Source organism: Clostridioides sp. LIBA-6622 (genome assembly GCF_056716095.1).
This window is the reverse complement of the sequence record NZ_CP196998.1, coordinates 84083-102742: the sequence shown is the minus strand read 5'-3', so window position 1 is coordinate 102742 and position 18660 is coordinate 84083. Positions and strand designations below refer to the sequence as shown.

General features: G+C 31.7%; 17 protein-coding genes and 1 other annotated feature. All 17 genes read right to left on the bottom strand.

Annotated elements, in window-relative coordinates:
• Nucleotides 1–156 precede the first annotated feature (156 nt).
• Nucleotides 157–3642: a DNA-directed RNA polymerase subunit beta' gene (rpoC, locus tag ACTG47_RS00645; RefSeq protein ID WP_479925785.1), complete on the bottom strand. Its 3486-nt coding sequence runs from the start codon at nt 3640–3642 to the stop codon at nt 157–159.
• A gap of 41 nt (nt 3643–3683) precedes the next feature.
• Nucleotides 3684–7400, bottom strand: a complete 3717-nt coding sequence (rpoB, locus tag ACTG47_RS00640; RefSeq protein WP_169469767.1) for a DNA-directed RNA polymerase subunit beta — start codon at nt 7398–7400, stop codon at nt 3684–3686.
• A gap of 469 nt (nt 7401–7869) precedes the next feature.
• Complete coding sequence (hdhA, locus tag ACTG47_RS00635; RefSeq protein WP_169469768.1) at nt 7870–8658, bottom strand: 7alpha-hydroxysteroid dehydrogenase; 789 nt, start codon at nt 8656–8658, stop codon at nt 7870–7872.
• A gap of 383 nt (nt 8659–9041) precedes the next feature.
• A complete protein-coding gene (gene rplL, locus ACTG47_RS00630) occupies nt 9042–9407 on the bottom strand; it encodes a 50S ribosomal protein L7/L12 (RefSeq protein ID WP_021382505.1) in 366 nt (121 codons plus the stop codon).
• A 57-nt stretch (nt 9408–9464) separates the two neighbouring features.
• Entirely contained in the window at nt 9465–9971 is a 507-nt protein-coding gene (rplJ, locus tag ACTG47_RS00625) for a 50S ribosomal protein L10 (protein ID WP_003421187.1), read from the bottom strand.
• Nucleotides 9972–10013: 42 nt separating this feature from the next.
• Nucleotides 10014–10142: a sequence feature (ribosomal protein L10 leader region), on the bottom strand.
• A gap of 51 nt (nt 10143–10193) precedes the next feature.
• A complete protein-coding gene (gene rplA / locus ACTG47_RS00620) occupies nt 10194–10892 on the bottom strand; it encodes a 50S ribosomal protein L1 (protein WP_169469771.1) in 699 nt (232 codons plus the stop codon).
• A gap of 69 nt (nt 10893–10961) precedes the next feature.
• Nucleotides 10962–11387: a 50S ribosomal protein L11 gene (gene rplK, locus ACTG47_RS00615; protein WP_003421189.1), complete on the bottom strand. Its 426-nt coding sequence runs from the start codon at nt 11385–11387 to the stop codon at nt 10962–10964.
• A 39-nt stretch (nt 11388–11426) separates the two neighbouring features.
• Complete coding sequence (gene nusG / locus ACTG47_RS00610; RefSeq protein ID WP_003421190.1) at nt 11427–11969, bottom strand: transcription termination/antitermination protein NusG; 543 nt, start codon at nt 11967–11969, stop codon at nt 11427–11429.
• Nucleotides 11970–11988: 19 nt separating this feature from the next.
• Complete coding sequence (gene secE / locus ACTG47_RS00605) at nt 11989–12210, bottom strand: preprotein translocase subunit SecE (RefSeq protein WP_003429494.1); 222 nt, start codon at nt 12208–12210, stop codon at nt 11989–11991.
• Between the two features lie 25 nt (nt 12211–12235).
• Nucleotides 12236–12385 (bottom strand): 50S ribosomal protein L33, encoded by a 150-nt coding sequence (gene rpmG, locus ACTG47_RS00600; protein ID WP_003421192.1) that lies wholly within the window; start codon nt 12383–12385, stop codon nt 12236–12238.
• A gap of 248 nt (nt 12386–12633) precedes the next feature.
• The gene (gene tuf / locus ACTG47_RS00595; RefSeq protein WP_479925784.1) at nt 12634–13827 is read right to left on the bottom strand and encodes an elongation factor Tu; all 1194 of its coding nucleotides are present in this window, start codon (nt 13825–13827) and stop codon (nt 12634–12636) included.
• Nucleotides 13828–13900: 73 nt separating this feature from the next.
• The gene (gene sigH / locus ACTG47_RS00590) at nt 13901–14548 is read right to left on the bottom strand and encodes an RNA polymerase sporulation sigma factor SigH (protein ID WP_021382468.1); all 648 of its coding nucleotides are present in this window, start codon (nt 14546–14548) and stop codon (nt 13901–13903) included.
• Nucleotides 14549–14612: 64 nt separating this feature from the next.
• Nucleotides 14613–15140, bottom strand: a complete 528-nt coding sequence (locus ACTG47_RS00585; protein WP_054268672.1) for an NYN domain-containing protein — start codon at nt 15138–15140, stop codon at nt 14613–14615.
• Between the two features lie 2 nt (nt 15141–15142).
• Nucleotides 15143–15880 carry a 23S rRNA (guanosine(2251)-2'-O)-methyltransferase RlmB gene (gene rlmB, locus ACTG47_RS00580; RefSeq protein ID WP_169469772.1) on the bottom strand — a complete coding sequence of 246 codons (738 nt, stop codon included), beginning with the start codon at nt 15878–15880 and terminating at the stop codon, nt 15143–15145.
• A gap of 12 nt (nt 15881–15892) precedes the next feature.
• Entirely contained in the window at nt 15893–16651 is a 759-nt protein-coding gene (gene thyX / locus ACTG47_RS00575; protein WP_169469773.1) for an FAD-dependent thymidylate synthase, read from the bottom strand.
• 105 nt (nt 16652–16756) lie between these two features.
• A complete protein-coding gene (locus ACTG47_RS00570) occupies nt 16757–17152 on the bottom strand; it encodes a ribonuclease III domain-containing protein (protein ID WP_169469774.1) in 396 nt (131 codons plus the stop codon).
• 2 nt (nt 17153–17154) lie between these two features.
• Nucleotides 17155–18552 (bottom strand): cysteine--tRNA ligase, encoded by a 1398-nt coding sequence (cysS, locus tag ACTG47_RS00565; RefSeq protein WP_169469775.1) that lies wholly within the window; start codon nt 18550–18552, stop codon nt 17155–17157.
• Between the last annotated feature and the right edge of the window lie 108 nt (nt 18553–18660).

The following is an 18660-nucleotide window of genomic DNA, read 5'->3' as shown; positions in this document are numbered from 1 at the left end:
AGCATTTTTCTAGCTTGATGCTTTTTAGTTTTTATTTATTGCCATCTAAAAGTCACTAAGAGCTTATTCAAGCCCTTAGTGCACTTTTAAACAACACACTTTACTATTTTAACACCACAAATAATGGTTGTCAAGATTTCTTTACTCTATCTGCCATTAATCTTCAATTTTTTCAACAGCTATATTTCTATATTTCTTCATTCCTGTTCCAGCTGGTATTAATTTACCTAATATAACATTTTCTTTAAGTCCTATTAAGTGGTCTTCTTTACCTTTTATTGCTGCCTCTGTTAATACTCTTGTTGTCTCCTGGAATGAAGCTGCTGATAAGAATGAATCAGTTGCAAGAGACGCTTTAGTTATACCAAGTAAAACTCTTTTAGCAACTGCTGGTCTTAGACCTTTGGCTACAGCATCTTTATTACATTCATTGAATGTTAATACATCTTCATATCCACCTGGTAATAAATCTGTATCTCCTGGGTCTTCAACTTTAACTTTAGATAGCATTTGTCTTACTATAACTTCTATATGCTTATCGTTAACGTCAACCCCTTGAAGTCTATACACTCTTTGAACTTCTTTAACTATATATTCTTGAACTCCCTTAACACCATTTACTCTTACTATATCATGAGGATTTATAAACCCTTGTGTTAATGGGTCTCCAGCTTCTAACATTTGACCTTGTTTAACCTTTAATCTAGAACCATATGGTATCACATATGTTTGAGTTTCGCCTTCTGCTGGTATTACATTTACTTCTTTTCTCTTTCCAGTTTCGTCTATTTCAACTCTACCAGATACTTCAGTTATTACGGCTAATCCTTTTGGTTTTCTAGCCTCAAATAATTCTTCAACCCTTGGAAGACCTTGAGTTATATCAGCTCCTGCAACTCCTCCAGTATGGAATGTACGCATTGTAAGCTGAGTACCCGGCTCACCGATAGATTGAGCTGCTATTATACCAACTGCTTCACCTATATTAACTTCTTTTCCTGTAGCTAAGTTTCTACCATAGCACTTAGAACAAACTCCATGATTAGTTTTACAGTTAAGAACTGTTCTTATCCTAATTTTTTCAATTCCTAAATCTACTATAGTTTCTGCTTCATCTTCTTGTATCATAGCATCAGCTTCAACTATAACTTCGCCAGTTTCAGGATTTAATATAGGGTCTATAGTATATCTTCCTACAATTCTATCGTATATCTCTTCTATAACTTCATTTCCTTCTTTTATAGCATAAATTTCTGTAGTATCCTCTGTTCCACAATCTATTTCTCTTACGATAACATCTTGACTTACATCAACAAGTCTTCTTGTTAAGTATCCAGATTCAGCTGTACGTATAGCGGTATCAGCAAGACCTTTTCTGGCACCATGTGAAGATGTAAAATATTCTAGTACTGATAAACCTTCACGGAAATTAGATTTAACTGGTATCTCAACTGTTTTACCAGATGCATTGGCCATAAGACCACGCATACCTGCTAGCTGTCTAATTTGGTTTTTAGAACCTCTGGCTCCTGAATGTGCCATTATATATATATTATTTAATCTGTCCAATCCACCCATAAGAGCATCAGTAACTTTGTCAGTTGTTTCTGTCCATGTCTCTATAACTTTCTCATATCTCTCTTCATCAGATATCAGACCTCTTCTGTATGCTTTTTCATATTTATCAACCCTTGCTTCTGCTTCTGCTATAAATACTTTCTTTTCTTCTGGTACACTCATATCATCAACAGCAACTGTTATTCCACCTAATGTAGAGTATTTAAATCCTAGAGCCTTTATATAGTCTAGTAATTCAGCTGTTTCTGTATTTCCATGTTTTCTAAAACATTTATCTATTATTTTACCAAGAGATTTTTTATCTGCTAAGAAATCAACTTCAAGTGCAAATGGGTTTTCTTTTCTATCTACAAAACCTAAATCTTGAGGTATATTTTCGTTAAATATAAATCTACCAACAGTACTTTCAACTAATGAACTGCTTCCATCTTCAAGTGTTACCTTTAATTTTACTAAAGCATGTAGATGAACTGATTTATTGTAATAAGCAAGTAATAACTCATTAAAATCTTTAAATACCATACCTGTACCTTTAGCTCCATCTTGTGCTTCTATTGTTAGATAATAGCAACCTAAAACCATATCCTGAGATGGAGTAGTTATAGGTGAACCATCTTTAGGAGCAAGGATATTATTTACAGAAAGCATTAAGAATCTTGCTTCTGCCTGTGCTTCTACTGATAAAGGTACATGGACTGCCATTTGGTCTCCATCAAAGTCTGCATTATAGGCTGTACATACAAGAGGATGTAGTTTTATAGCCTTACCTTCAACTAAGATTGGTTCAAATGCTTGTATACCTAATCTATGTAGAGTCGGTGCACGGTTAAGAAGAACTGGATGACTTTTTATAACATCTTCTAAAACATCCCAAACTTCTGGTTTAACTTTTTCTACTATAGATTTTGCACTTTTTATATTATGTGCATATCCTTCTTTAACTAATTTATCCATAACAAATGGCTTGAATAATTCTAATGCCATTTTCTTTGGAAGCCCACATTGATAAAATTTAAGTTCTGGTCCAACAACTATAACAGAACGACCTGAGTAGTCAACACGTTTACCAAGTAAGTTTTGACGGAAACGACCTTGTTTACCTTTTAACATATCTGATAAAGATTTAAGTGGTCTATTTCCAGGTCCTGTTACAGGTCTACCTCTTCTACCATTATCTATTAAGGCATCAACTGCTTCTTGAAGCATTCTTTTTTCGTTTCTTACAATTATATCTGGAGCTCCAAGCTCTAATAGTCTTTTAAGTCTATTATTTCTATTTATAACTCTTCTATATAAATCATTTAGGTCTGAAGTCGCAAATCTTCCACCATCAAGTTGTACCATTGGTCTTAAATCTGGTGGTATTACTGGTATTGCATCTAAAATCATCCATTCTGGTTTATTTCCAGATTTTTTAAATGCTTCTACAACTTCTAATCTTCTGATTGTTCTAACTTTCTTTTGTCCTGTACTATCTTTTAATTCCGCTCTTAAGTCTTTACTTTGTTGCTCTAAATCTATATTTTGTAGTAATATCTTTACAGCTTCAGCACCCATTCCTACAGTAAAAGTATATCCATACTTTTCAAGAGCAGTTCTGTATTCTTTTTCTGTAAGTAACTGTTTTTCATTTAATCCAGTTTCTCCAGGGTCAACTACTACATATGAAGCAAAATATAATATTTTTTCTAATGATCTTGGTGACATATCAAGTAAAAGTCCCATTCTACTTGGTATACCTTTGAAGTACCAGATGTGAGACATAGGAGCAGCTAGCTCTATATGTCCCATTCTCTCTCTTCTTACTTTTGATTTAGTTACTTCTACTCCACATCTATCACAAACTACACCTTTATATCTAACTCTTCTATATTTACCACAATGGCACTCCCAGTCTTTTTGTGGTCCAAAAATTCTTTCACAGAAAAGACCATCTTTCTCTGGCTTTAAAGTACGGTAATTTATAGTTTCTGGCTTTTTAACTTCTCCTCTAGACCATTGTCTTATTTTTTCTGGAGAAGCCAATGCTATTTTTATCGACTCGAAATTGTTTAATTCAAACAAGGAGTTCTCTCCCTTCTATTTGAGATTTACATTAATTAAATTTACACATCAAAGTCATCACTTTCAAAATCTATTTCTTCTTCAAATAAATCATCTTCAGTGAATTCTTCTAAATTCTCTATATCCTCATCTTCTGCATTTTCCGCAAAATCATCTTCAATTTCTTCTATTATGTTGCTTTCTTCAACTTCTCCCATATGATTTACAACGTCTAGCTCAAATTCACCTATTGTATCATCTTCATCTACAGACTCTCTTACTTCTATTTCTTGGTCTTCATCTGTCAATACTTTTACATCTAAGCATAAACTTTGAAGTTCTTTTATAAGAACCTTAAATGATTCTGGGATTCCTGGTTCAGGTATATTTTCACCTTTAACTATAGCTTCATAAGTTCTAACACGACCTACAACGTCATCAGACTTAACAGTAAGTATTTCTTGAAGTATGTGAGCAGCTCCATATGCTTCTAGAGCCCAAACCTCCATTTCTCCAAATCTTTGTCCACCAAATTGTGCTTTACCACCTAGTGGTTGCTGAGTAACTAATGAGTATGGTCCAGTACTTCTTGCATGTAATTTTTCATCTACTAAGTGATGTAGTTTTAAGTAATACATATATCCAACAGTTATTCTGTTGTCAAAAGTCTCACCTGTTCTACCATCATATAAAGTCAATTTACCATCTCTAGGATACCCAGATTCCTCAAGAGCATCCATTATGTCATACTCATTAGCACCATCGAATACTGATGTTGCTACATACCATCCTAACGTCTTAGCAGCAAGTCCTAAATGAACTTCTAGAACCTGACCAATGTTCATACGTGATGGTATACCTTGTGGGTTAAGTATTATATCTAGTGGAGTTCCATTTTCCATAAATGGCATATCTTCTTCTGGTAATATTCTTGAGATAACACCCTTATTACCATGACGACCAGCCATTTTATCTCCAACTTTTATCTTTCTCTTTTTAGCTATATAACATCTTACTAACTCATTTACTCCTGGAGATAAATCATCTCCATTTTCTCTAGTAAACACTTTTACATCAACTATTATACCAGATTCACCATGAGGCACTTTAAGTGAAGTATCTCTAACTTCTCTAGCTTTTTCTCCGAATATTGCACGAAGTAATCTTTCCTCAGCAGTAAGTTCAGTTTCTCCTTTTGGAGTTACTTTACCAACTAATATATCACCTGAATCTACTTCTGCACCTATTCTTATTATACCTCTGTCATCTAAGTTCTTAATTGCACTATCTCCAACATTAGGTATATCTCTAGTTATTTCCTCTGGTCCTAGTTTTGTATCTCTAGCTTCACATTCATATTCTTCTATATGAATTGTTGATAATCTATCTTCTTTAACTAATCTTTCATTTATTAATATGGCATCCTCGTAGTTATAACCTTCCCAAGTCATGAATGCTATAAGGCAGTTTCTTCCAAGTGCAACCTCACCTAAATCAGTTGCTGGACCATCTGCTATAACATCGCCTCTCTCTATCTGTTCACCTTTACTTATTATAGGTGTTTGATTTATACAAGTACCTGAGTTTGAACGTTTAAACTTAAGTAGATTATATCTATCTCTGTTTCCATCTTCTCTTTTTATAATTATTTCATCTGCTGTTACTCTTTCTGCTATACCAGAATTTCTAGCAACCACAACTGCACCAGAGTCTTTTGCAGCTCTATATTCTATACCAGTTCCTATAATCGGTGCTTCTCTTCTAACTAGAGGCACTGCCTGACGTTGCATGTTCGCTCCCATAAGGGCACGGTTGGCGTCATCATTTTCTAGGAAAGGTATCATAGCAGTCGCAACAGATACAACTTGCTTAGGAGATATATCCATGTAATCTACTCTACTTTCAGGAACCATTTCAACAGCACCATTTACAGTTCTACAAACAACTCTATGGTTTACGAACTTACCATCATCTGTTAATGGCTCATTTGCCTGAGCTCTTACAAATAAATCTTCCTCATCAGCAGTTAAATAATGTATTTCACCAGTAACTGTTGATGTTTCTTTGTCAAATTTTCTATATGGTGATTCTATAAATCCAAATTCATTTATCTTTGCATAAGTTCCTAGAGAGTTTATAAGACCGATGTTTGGTCCTTCTGGAGTCTCTATTGGACACATTCTACCATAGTGTGAATGGTGAACATCACGCACTTCGAATCCAGCTCTTTCTCTTGAAAGACCTCCAGGTCCAAGAGCTGATAATCTTCTCTTATGTGTTAACTCAGATAGAGGATTTGTTTGGTCCATGAACTGAGATAACTGAGAACTACCAAAGAATTCTTTTATTGCAGCAGAAACTGGTCTTATGTTAACTAACGCTTGAGGCGTTATAGCTTCCATATCTTGAACTGTCATTCTTTCTTTTATGACTCTTTCCATTCTTGAAAGACCAATTCTAACTTGATTTTGTAATAATTCACCTACAGATCTTATTCTTCTGTTTCCTAGGTGGTCTATATCATCAATATTTCCTATATTATAGAATATATTGAACTCATAACTTATTGAAGCTATTATGTCATCTAATAATATATGTTTTGGTATAAGTTCTTTAATTCTTGATTTTATAGCTTCTTTTATTTCTTCTTCATCGCTATATCCATCTAAAATTTCTTTTAAAGTTGGATAATGTACTTTTTCTTTTATGTTTAAATCATCTATGTCAAAATTAATGTGTGACTTAATATCTACAAAATTATTTCCTATAACTCTAACTTTCTTATCATCATCCATTAGTAGATTTACTACATTTATACCTGCATTTTGTATATCTTTAGCTAACTCATAACTTATTTTTTCTCCAGCTTTTACAAATACTTCCCCAGTTTCTGGATTTATTATGTCTTGTGCTGAAATTTTATTCATTATTCTATAACATAAAGCAAGTTTCTTATTAAATTTATATCTACCAACTTTTGCTAAGTCATATCTTTTTGGATCAAAGAATAAAGCATTTAATAAAGATGATGCACTTTCTACAGTAGGAGGCTCACCTGGTCTTAATTTTTTATATATCTCTACAAGACCTTCCTCTACTGATTTAGTATTATCTTTTTCTAATGTAGCAGACAATCTCTCGTCTTCTCCTAGAAGGTCAATTATCTCTGCATCTGTTCCTATCCCTAAAGCTCTAAGTAAAACTGTAACTGGTTGTTTTCTTGTTCTATCAACTCTTACAGAAATTACATCATTAGAATCTGTCTCATATTCTAACCATGCTCCTCTATTAGGAATTACAGTAGATGAAATCAATCTCTTACCTGTTTTATCTCTTTCTTCCGCATAGTAAACACCAGGAGATCTAACTAATTGACTTACTATAACTCTTTCTGCTCCATTTATAACGAAAGTTCCTCTTTCTGTCATTAAAGGGAAGTCACCCATAAATACTTCTTGTTCTTTTATCTCGCCTGTTTCTTTATTTATAAGTCTTACCTTAACTTTTAGAGGTGCACAATATGTAGCATCTCTCTCTTTACACTCTTCTATATCATACTTTGGTTTATCATCTAAAGAATAGTCAACAAATTCCAATATAAGATTACCAGTATAATCTTCTATTGGTGAAATATCATCAAACACTTCTTTTAAACCTTCTTTTAAAAACCACTCATAGGAATCTACTTGAATTTCTATAAGATTTGGCACATCAGCTATTTCCTTAATTTTAGAAAAGCTCATTCTAGTTCTTTTACCTATCGTGACAGGATGTGGCATTCACTTTTCACCTCTCAATAATTAAAAATAAAACAATAGTTCATTCTAACGCATCTAATAATTTTAGCATATTGTCAAGTATTTTTCAATATATTTTTTATCTTATATGTAAACTATGCATTATTTTTGATTTTTTGTAAATTATTTTTGGAATATATTATGTATTATGTACAATTTCTTAATATAAAATCCATATTTTTCATTTATAGGTCTAATTTTCTATATAAACTTATATACAAATACCCTTCCCCTATTTAATTATAATTCCTTGATAAATTAGTTGTAAATAATTAGATTTATACAAATATATACAATTTATTAAATATACAAAATAAAGACCATAGATAAATTTAACTTGGAATTTTTAGTCTTAGACTTTTTCCAATATAAATTGTATCTATGGTCTTTATAAAAATAGAACTTCTAGCATAACTAATACATAAATTTTTATTATATATCAGTAGCTTGATTACCCTAATATATTGTCTGCGAATTGTGGAGTAGGTAAACCAAATCCTCCTGCAACTTCAAGTAAGTCTCCTGTTATAAAGGATGAATCATCACTAGCATAGAATAGAACGGCTTTTGCTATATCATCAGGCTCTCCTATACGATTTAAAGGGACATGTTTTAAAAACTCTTTTATGAATTCTGGTGACATATTATCTAATGCAGCTTTAGTTGCAATAAGACCTGGAAGTACAGCATTACATCTAACATGATTTTTTGCATATTGTGTTGCTATATTTTGAGTTAATGAATTAATTGCTGCTTTTGATACACAGTACGCTATTCTAGATAAATCAGGTAATACTGAACCTATACTTGATATATTTACTATACTGCCTTTTCCATTCTTTATCATATGAGGAATTGCTGCTTTACATGGTAAATACACACTTTTCAAATTAGTATTTACTGTGTCAAAGAAATTATCTGTATCTCCAGTTAAAAGGTCTTTGTCAAGAGAAGGGTTTGTTGAACCAAAATTGTTTACAAGTATATCTATCTTCCCTTCTTTTTTAACTACATCTTCTATCATTGAAGTAAAAGTTTCTTCTTCACGAGCATTAAAGTAAACAAACTTGGCGCAACCACCTTCTGCACCTATTTTATTTATAACTTCATTAGCTAATTCTTCTGAACGAGCTGCTAAATATACAATTGCTCCATTCTTTGCTAATATCTCTGCTGAAGCTAATCCAATACCTTTTGTGGCAGCAGTAACTACTGCAATTTTTCCTTGTAACTTTTCCATTATTAACTCCTCCTTAAATATGTCCTTCAGTCTACAAATTTCGATTTTTTTTAATATCTAGTTTATTTTTAAATTTATATTTGTTAATTAATTATTTATTACATTTTATTTTCAAAGCACTTATGTATTTTTTTAAAATAATATGTAATTTTTTATAGTTCCATTTAATTATATACTCTCTATATATACATTACAACAATTGTTTATATTTTAATTTAATAATAGTATTAAATTAAAATATCATTACATACTATATGATACCCTTAATTTAATACTATTATAGATTTTTTTATTTTATAAAAATATTTTCTTTATAACTCTATATAAATCCTATAATTCTTTGCAAATAAAAAAGATACCCATAGGGTATCTTTTTAAAGAAACTACTTAACTTCTACTTTAGCTCCAGCAGCTTCTAATTTTTCTTTTATTTGATCAGCTTCTTCTTTAGAAGCTCCTTCTTTAACTGTCTTAGGAGCATTATCAACTACTTCTTTAGCTTCTTTTAATCCTAATCCTGTTATTTCTCTAACTGCTTTTATAACTCCAACTTTTGAAGAACCAACTTCAGCTAATACTACATCAAACTCAGTTTTTTCTTCAGCAGCTGGTCCACCAGCAGCTGCACCAGCTACCATTACTGGAGCTGAAGCTGATACACCGAATTTTTCTTCAGCAGCTTTAACTAATTCATTTAATTCTAAAACTTTCATATTTTCTATAGCTTCTAATATTTGTTCTATTGTCATTTTTAGCACCTCCGAATTTTATTTCAAATTAATATTTATAATTTTTTAATTAAGCTATTAAGCTTCTTCTTGACCTTCTGCCTTTTTCGCTATTGCATCTATTAAATATGCAAAGTTTGATACTGGAGCTTTTAAGCTACCAAGTAATTTAGCGATAAGAACTTCTCTTGATGGTATGTTAGCCATTTCAACAATTTTAGACTCATCGTAGAATGCACCTTCCACAATACCCATCTTTAATTTCATCTTTGGATGAGAATCCATGAATCCTTTTAATATTCTTGCTGGAGCAACTGGATCATCATATCCAAATGCTATAGCATTAGTTCCAACTAATAATTCATCATTGAATTGCTCTATACCAACTTCTTTAGCTGCTCTTCTAACTAAAGTATTTTTATATACTTTGTAATCTACACCAGCTTCTCTCATTTGTTTTCTTAACTCAGTTACCTCTTCAACTGTTAATCCTTTGTAATCTACAACAACAGCAGCAGAAGATTTTTGTAACTTTTCAACTATCTCAGAAACAACTTCTGATTTAATTTCTATAGCTTTTCTCATATAGATGTGCACCTCCTTCACCAAATAGGCTTAGTATTTACCGCAACATTATAAAAAGCTTTTGTTGCCAAAAGTAGACATCAAAAGCTTTAGTAATCTCAATTTATCTAAAACCTCGGCGGGATATTAAGCTCTCGCACCCACTATCTACGGCAAATCTATTCTTTTTTACATTGACAAGTGATATAATAACATTTTTGTCAACCTGTGTCAACAGTTTTATTATTCAGCTGTTCTTGCTGGGTTTATTTTAACTCCAGGTCCCATTGAAGAAGCTACTGTTACACTTCTTAAATATTGTCCTTTAGCAGCAGCTGGTTTAGCTTTTATTATAGCATCCATTAATGCAGCAAAGTTTTCAGCTAATTTTTCTCCACCAAATGATACTTTTCCTACTGGAACGTGTATTATGTTAGTTTTGTCTAATCTGTATTCAACTTTACCAGCTTTTATTTCATCTATAGCTTTAGCTACATCAAATGTAACTGTTCCTGATTTAGGGTTTGGCATTAAACCTTTAGGTCCTAATACTCTACCTAATCTACCTACTACACCCATCATATCTGGAGTAGCAACTACTATATCAAATTCAAACCAGTTCTCACCTTGTATTTTTTGAACTAATTCTTCAGCTCCTACAAAATCAGCACCAGCTTGTTCAGCTTCTTTAGCTTTCTCACCTTTAGCAAAAACTAAAACCCTTTTAGTTTTACCAGTTCCGTGAGGTAATACAACTGCACCTCTTACTTGTTGGTCAGCATGTCTTGAGTCAACACCTAATTTAATATGTGCTTCTACTGTCTCATCAAATTTAGCTCCAGCTATATCTGAAACTAATGTTAATGCTTCTGATGCATCATAATATTTAGTTCTATCTACTTTTTCTAATGCACCTGCATATCTTTTACCTTTTTTAGCCATGTTATTTTCCTCCTCGTGGTTAATTTCGGCTTTTCGCCTCCCACTTTATAAAAAAAGTGTATCTTTTAATTAATCTTCTATTACAACACCCATGCTTCTAGCAGTACCAGCTATCATACTCATAGCAGCTTCTACTGATGCAGCGTTTAAGTCAGGCATTTTTAACTCAGCTATTTCTCTTACTTGAGCTGAAGTCATTTTAGCAACTTTCTTTTTGTTTGGTTCTCCAGAACCTGATTTTAAGTTTAATGCTTTTTTAATTAAAACTGCAGCTGGTGGAGTTTTTGTTATAAAACTGAATGATCTATCTTGATATACAGTTATAACAACTGGTATTATCATTCCAGCTTGATCTGCAGTTTTAGCATTAAATTCTTTTGTGAATCCCATTATATTAACACCATGTTGTCCTAATGCTGGTCCAACTGGTGGCGCTGGAGTAGCCTTTCCTGCAGGTATTTGTAATTTTATTTGACCTATAACTTTTTTAGCCATTTTGAGCGCACCTCCTCAGATTTTTCTATAATAATAGTATTAGATTTTTTCTATACCTTCAAGCTCTATTACAAATAGAGTCCTTTTACCAAATGCATTTATGCATACTTTGACTTCTCTATTTTCTAAGTCAATTTCTTCTATGTTACCTATTTGTCCACTAAATGGTCCTTGAGATACTTTTACTGTGTCTCCTATTTCGAAATCAATATCGCTATTTACTACTTTAGGGTCTGTTGTATCTATCCCCATAGCTTTGACTTCATCTTCACTTAATGGTACTGGTTTTGAACCAGGTCCAACGAAACCTGTAACTCCCTTAGTATTTCTTACTACATACCAAGATTCATCAGTTATTATCATTTTAACCAAGACATAACTTGGATAAACTTTACGTTGTCTAGTTTTTTCTTTTCCAGTTTTAGTAGTTTCCACTACTTCTTCTGTTGGAACAACTACTTGTCTTATGCAGTCTTCCATACCTCTTGTTTTAACTGCTTTCTCAATTGTAGCTTTAACTTTATTTTCATGTCCCGAATAGGTATGAACTACATACCAACTTGCTTCTTGTAATTCTGACATTTAACTTACCTCTTTTCGTCTATTTTAGTAATAACGCTAGTGCACCAGATAATATAGTGTCTATACCCCATACTAATATAGTGCATGAAATAACTACAGTTAAAACTATACTTGTGTTTTTAAACAGTTCCTTTTTTGTCGGCCATGTAACTCTTTTTAATTCTTGCTTAGTTTCTTTTAAATATCCAAATAAACTAAACCTTTTTTTAGTTTTTGCACCGTCATTTTTTTGGGCAGCCATTCCATACTCACATCCTTATAAAAAACTATTTTGTTTCTTTATGAGTTGTATGCTTTTTACAGAATCTACAATATTTTTGTAATTCTATTCTGTCTGGATTATTTTTCTTATTCTTAGTAGTGTTGTAGTTTCTTTGCTTACACTCTGTACATGCTAAAGTTACTTTAACTCTCATCTGATACACCTCCAACTTTGTAATACAATAATATCTATTGTTAATATATGTGAATATAATACCTTTAAAATATGTATTTATTAAAAATCTACAGTATTCAAGATATTATTAACTTCCTATAATCATTACCTTGTATAAGTTATCACAAAATCCTATGCTGTGTCAATGTTTTTGTATTTCTATGTTAAAAAAAGAGGAGCATAACCCCTCTTTTTATTATTCTTTTAATCCATCAGTTTAATAAAAAATTACTCTACTATTGTAGCAACAACTCCTGAAGCTACTGTTCTTCCACCTTCTCTTATTGAGAATCTTAATCCCTCTTCTACAACTATTGAGTTTATTAAGTCTACTTCCATTGTTACGTTATCTCCAGGCATTACCATTTCTATTCCATCTGGTAATTTACAAGCTCCTGTTACATCTGTTGTTCTGAAATAGAATTGTGGTCTATATCCATCAAAGAATGGTGTATGTCTTCCACCCTCTTCTTTTTTAAGTACATATACTTCTGCTGTGAACTTTGTGTGTGCCTTTACTGAACCAGTTTTTGCTAGTACTTGTCCTCTTTCTATTTCGTTTCTTTGTACTCCTCTTAATAATGCTCCTATATTATCCCCTGCTTGTGCTTGGTCTAATAATTTTCTGAACATCTCTACTCCTGTTACTACTACTTTTCTTGGTGCTTCTGTTAATCCTACTAATTCTACTTCGTCTTGTACTTTTAGTACTCCTCTTTCCACTCTTCCTGTTGCAACTGTTCCTCTTCCTGTGATTGAGAATACGTCCTCTACTGGCATTAAGAATGGTTTATCTGTATCTCTCTCTGGTGCTGGAATATACTCATCTATTTGCTCGAATAATTCTACTATCTTATTTCCCCACTCGCTCTTTGGATCTTCTAATGCCATTAATGCTGACCCTCTTATTATTGGAGTATCATCTCCTGGGAAATCATATTCTGTTAATAAATCTCTTACTTCCATTTCTACTAGTTCTAATAACTCTTCGTCATCTACCATGTCACATTTGTTTAAGAATACTACTATATATGGTACACCAACTTGTCTTGATAATAGTATATGCTCTCTTGTTTGTGGCATTGGTCCATCTGTTGCTGAACAAACTAATATTGCTCCGTCCATTTGTGCTGCTCCTGTTATCATGTTCTTAACGTAGTCAGCATGTCCTGGGCAGTCAACGTGTGCGTAGTGTCTGTTTGGAGTTTCATACTCAACGTGTGCTGTTGATATTGTGATTCCTCTTTCTCTTTCTTCTGGAGCTTTATCTATGTTTGCGAAATCTACTGCTTCTCCTAATTGGTATCTGTCATATAATGTTTTTGTTATTGCTGCTGTTAATGTAGTTTTACCGTGGTCAACGTGTCCTATTGTACCTATATTAACATGAGGTTTTGTTCTTTCGTATTTAGCTTTAGCCATTTTGAATTTCCTCCCTTATCTTTCGATATAAATTAATTTTGCTCACAATAAGCTTATGGTAAGTATTTTACTATTAATCATTTCTGTTTTCAAGATGTTTTTCTAATTTTCTCTTAACCCTTTGTAAAGCGTTATCTATTGACTTTACATCTCTTTTAAGCTTGTCCGCTATAAACTGGTATGACTTTCCATTTAAATATAATTCTAGGACTTCTAATTCCAAGTCACTTAATAATTCGTTCATTTTTGATTCTATATTTTTTAATTCTTCTTTACTAATTATAAGCTCTTCTGGATCTGTTACTATACTTGTAGCTATAATATCTAAAAGTGTTCTGTCTGACTCTTCATCATATATTGGTTTGTTCAAAGAAACATATGAATTTAAAGGTATATGTTTTTGTCTTGTTGCAGTTTTTATAGCAGTTATTATTTGTCTTGTTATACATATCTCTGCAAAACATTTAAACGAATTTGTCTTACTTCCATCGAAATCTCTAACTGCCTTATAAAGGCCTATCATTCCTTCTTGTATTATATCTTCTTTATCTGCTCCAATTAAAAAATATGACTTTGCCTTTGCCTTTACAAAATTTCTGTATTTAGTAATAATGTACTCTAGTGCTATTTTATCCCCTTCACTTGCTCTTAATACAATGTTATACTCATCCTGCTGACAATTGTCTATTAACTCATAACTTTTTTCTTTTGCTACCAACATGTAAATCTCCCCCATATATAAAACAAATTTATAGGTATATTATAGTCTAAAGAAGCTAGTAATTTCAACGCTTTCTACGAATGTTCTCAAGTTTCGACAATGTTTCTTTATCTAACCTTTCCTCCAACCAATTTCGCTGAATTTTTTTCCTCAAACCGATATTTTTTTCCTTCATTTTATTCTTGGAACGATCTAATTCTAATTTTAATTCTCTTGCAGACATTCTTGTAGCACCTTTTCCTAAAATCATTTGTTGCTCTGCATAGTCATTAGTAGCTACTTTTACATCATCATACTTTGATAAAGAAGTTATAAATTTCTCTATATAACTATCTGCTGTTTGGTGCTCTCTTGTATAAACTATCGTTATGTGTTTTCTTTTCTCAACTTTTTCTCGTGAATTCTTAACATTATAAGCATCAAAAACTATTATAGTCTTATAACCCATAAACTCAGAGAATTCTATAATATCATCAATAAGTTTTTCTCTAGAATCCTCTAAGTCATCTTTAGCCAGTTCTTTCAAATTATCCCACGCATTTATAATATTGTAGCCATCTATTATTAAGTAATGATTTATATTTTTTTTCATGGTTATTTACTTTTATCCAGTCTTTGTCTGAATATCTCATATAAAAGTATTCCACCTGCCACAGATGCATTTAAAGATGTAACATTACCTATCATTGGCATTTTTACTATAAAGTCACAGTTTTGTTTAACCAATCTAGATATTCCAAAACCTTCGCTTCCAATTACTACACCAAGAGGACCTGTAAGATTTTGTTTATAAAAAGTTTCTCCATCCATATCAGCAGCTGCAATCCACAGCCCTTCATCTTTTAATCTTTTTATTGTATTAACTATATTGGTTACCTTACAAACTGGCATATACTCTACTGCTCCTGCAGACGCTTTAGCAACTACAGGTGTTATGTGTACAGACCTTCTTTTAGGGATAATAACTCCATGTGCACCTACTGCATCTGCTGTCCTTATTATTGAACCTAGATTGTGTGGATCTGTTATCTCATCTAATATAATGAAGAATGGGTCTTCATCTTTGTTTTTTGCTAAATCTATTAACTCATCCAATTCATAATACTTATATTCACTTGCATAAGCTATTACACCTTGATGTGAATGACTTGTACTTACCTCATCTAACTTATGTTTATCAACATATTGTATAATTATGTTCTTTTCTTTAGCCATTCCTATTATTTTCTTAATTGAACCTTCTTTAGCTGTGTTTGAAATTAATATTTTATCTATTTCTCTATCACTTTTTATCGCTTCCATTACTGGATTTCTTCCTTCTATACTTGCCAAATGATTCACCTCCTACAAGGCCTTAAATTTTTCTCTAACTTGAACTATGTCTCCACAAGTCATAGTTCCTTCTGGACAACTACCATTTACACAACTTGGTCCAGTCTTTTTAAATAGTATTGGAGCAACCTTTTTAACTTCTCTTAACATCTCTACAGCTAGGTTTCTTATTTCCCACTGTGCTCTTTCACAACATCTATGTTCAAAGAAATTAAATAAGCTTCTAGCATTTATAGTAAATACCATTTTTGTTTCGCACGCATTTGGAAATACATATCTAGCATCTTCTATTGCTTTCTTCTCAGCTTGTCTTTTAGCTGTCTTCTCATTTTTCCCATCTTTTATTAATTCATTATAATGATTTTCAAATAATATCTCTACTAATTTATCATAATCCTCTTGGTCTTTCTTCATTGAGTTTATAAATAACTCTTTTGCCTTTTCTATTTTTTCTATTTCTGGAGGAATTATGTACTCAAATTGCTCTAATTTAACATATCTTTGACTTTGTTGTGAAAAACTAGCTATACGATGTCTAACAATTTGATGTGAACAAGCTCTTGAAATACCTTCTATTGAAAATGTAAATGAAGCATGTTCTAATATTGACCCATGACCTATACTTAATAACATATTTAAAAATTTCTCTATACTTTCATCAGTTAAATCTTTTTCTATTTCGTCTGTCCCAACTTGTGAATAACATAGCTTAGCTGCCATAGCTATTACTTTTTCTGGTTCAGGTGTATGTGATATTAATTTTACTTTCATAAACTTTTATCCTTTCTCATGACTAATTTCTATATATTTATTATACATTAGTTATAAAAAAAGTGTTGCCTTATTAATTATTATTAAGACAACACTCTTTAATATTTACATATCTCTTTCAATAATTTTTATTCCTTTATTGATAATATATTGAAGTCTCTCTATTTCATTATTTAAATACAAATATCCAACCAAGGCCTCAAATCCAGTTGCATGTTTATAGTCTATAATATCTGCATTTTTAGGAGAAGTATTTGATTTTTGATTTCTTCCCCTTTTGTATATCTTGCTCTCTTCCTCAGTTAATTCAGCTTCAATTTCGTGAATTATAGTTGCCTGAGCTTTAGCTTTTACATACTTTATAGCTAATTTATGCAAATCATTAACTTTTCTTTGTGTATTCTGTCTGATTAAATATTCTCTTATATATGTCTCATACACTGTATCACCTAAGTATGCTAAAACTAGTGGTGACATAGTAACTAATTCAGTTTTTTCCATTTTTATACCCTTTTCCACTTAACACCTTGTCTTGTGTCTTCTAATACAATTCCCATATCTAATAATTGTTGTCTTATATCATCTGCTAATTGGAATTCTTTATTTTTCTTTGCATCAGTTCTTTTTTGTATTAATTCTTCAATGTCTTTATCTAATACAGTATCTTTCTTCTTATTTACAATATTTAATACTTTTGTAAGCTCATTAAATTCATCTAAACATTTCTTAGCAAATTCTAGAGAAGAGTTTTCATCTACATTAGAATTTATTAACTTAGCCAATTCAAATATTACACTCACTGCATCTGCCGTATTGACATCATCGTCCATAGCATCTATAAATCTTTGTCTGAAGTTATCTAATTCTTTAACAAGTTCTACTTCTTTTTCTGTTAAAGTAGACTCCTTTAAATTACTTAATGTAAATTCTAATTTTTCTTTAGTGTTATATAGTCTTTCAAGACCAGCTTTAGCTTGATTTAGCATCTCATCACTAAAGTTTACTGGATTTCTATAATGTGCTGATAGCATAAAAAATCTTACTATCTCTAAATCATATAATTTTGATATATCTCTTACTGTAAAGAAATTACCTTTTGATTTACTCATCTTTTCATCATTTATATTTATATATCCATTGTGCATCCAGTATTTTGAGAATGTTTTTCCGCTTCTAGCTTCACTTTGAGCTATTTCGTTTTCATGATGTGGGAATGTTAAATCTTGACCACCTGCATGTATATCAATTGTCTCACCTAAATATCTCTTAGACATAACAGAACATTCTATATGCCATCCAGGTCTACCTTCTCCCCAAGGACTATCCCATCCTGGCTCTCCTTCTTTTTTAGCCTTCCAAAGAACAAAGTCCATAGGGTGTCTTTTTTGGTCATTAACTTCAATTCTAGCACCAGCTTCTAAGTCTTCTTGTTTTTGACCTGAAAGCTTTCCATATCCTTCAAACTTATTTGTATCAAAATACACATCACCATTTACTGCATATGCATATCCCTTATCTTCTAATTCTTTTATAAAATCTATAATCTGTTGTATATTGTCTGTAACTTGAGGATGAACAGTAGCTCTTTTAATTCCTAACCCATCACAATCTACAAAATATTCTTTTATATACTTAGTAGCAACTTCTTCTGGAGATATTCCTTCTTCATGGCTTCTATTTATAATCTTGTCATCAACATCTGTAAAGTTTTGTACATAAGTTACATCATATCCTCTATACTCTAAATATCTTCTTAGAGTATCAAATATTATAAATGGTCTTGCATTTCCTATATGTATATAGTTATAAACTGTTGGACCACACACATACATTTTTACCTTTCCTTCTTCTAATGGAACAAATTCTTCTTTTGTTCTAGTCAATGTATTATAAACTTTCACACTCATCACCTCACCGTATTTTTATAAATTATTTTCTTAACATTATATATTATATTATAGTTGAAAATTGCAATAAATAATAGTACTACTATCATTTTTAGTACTATC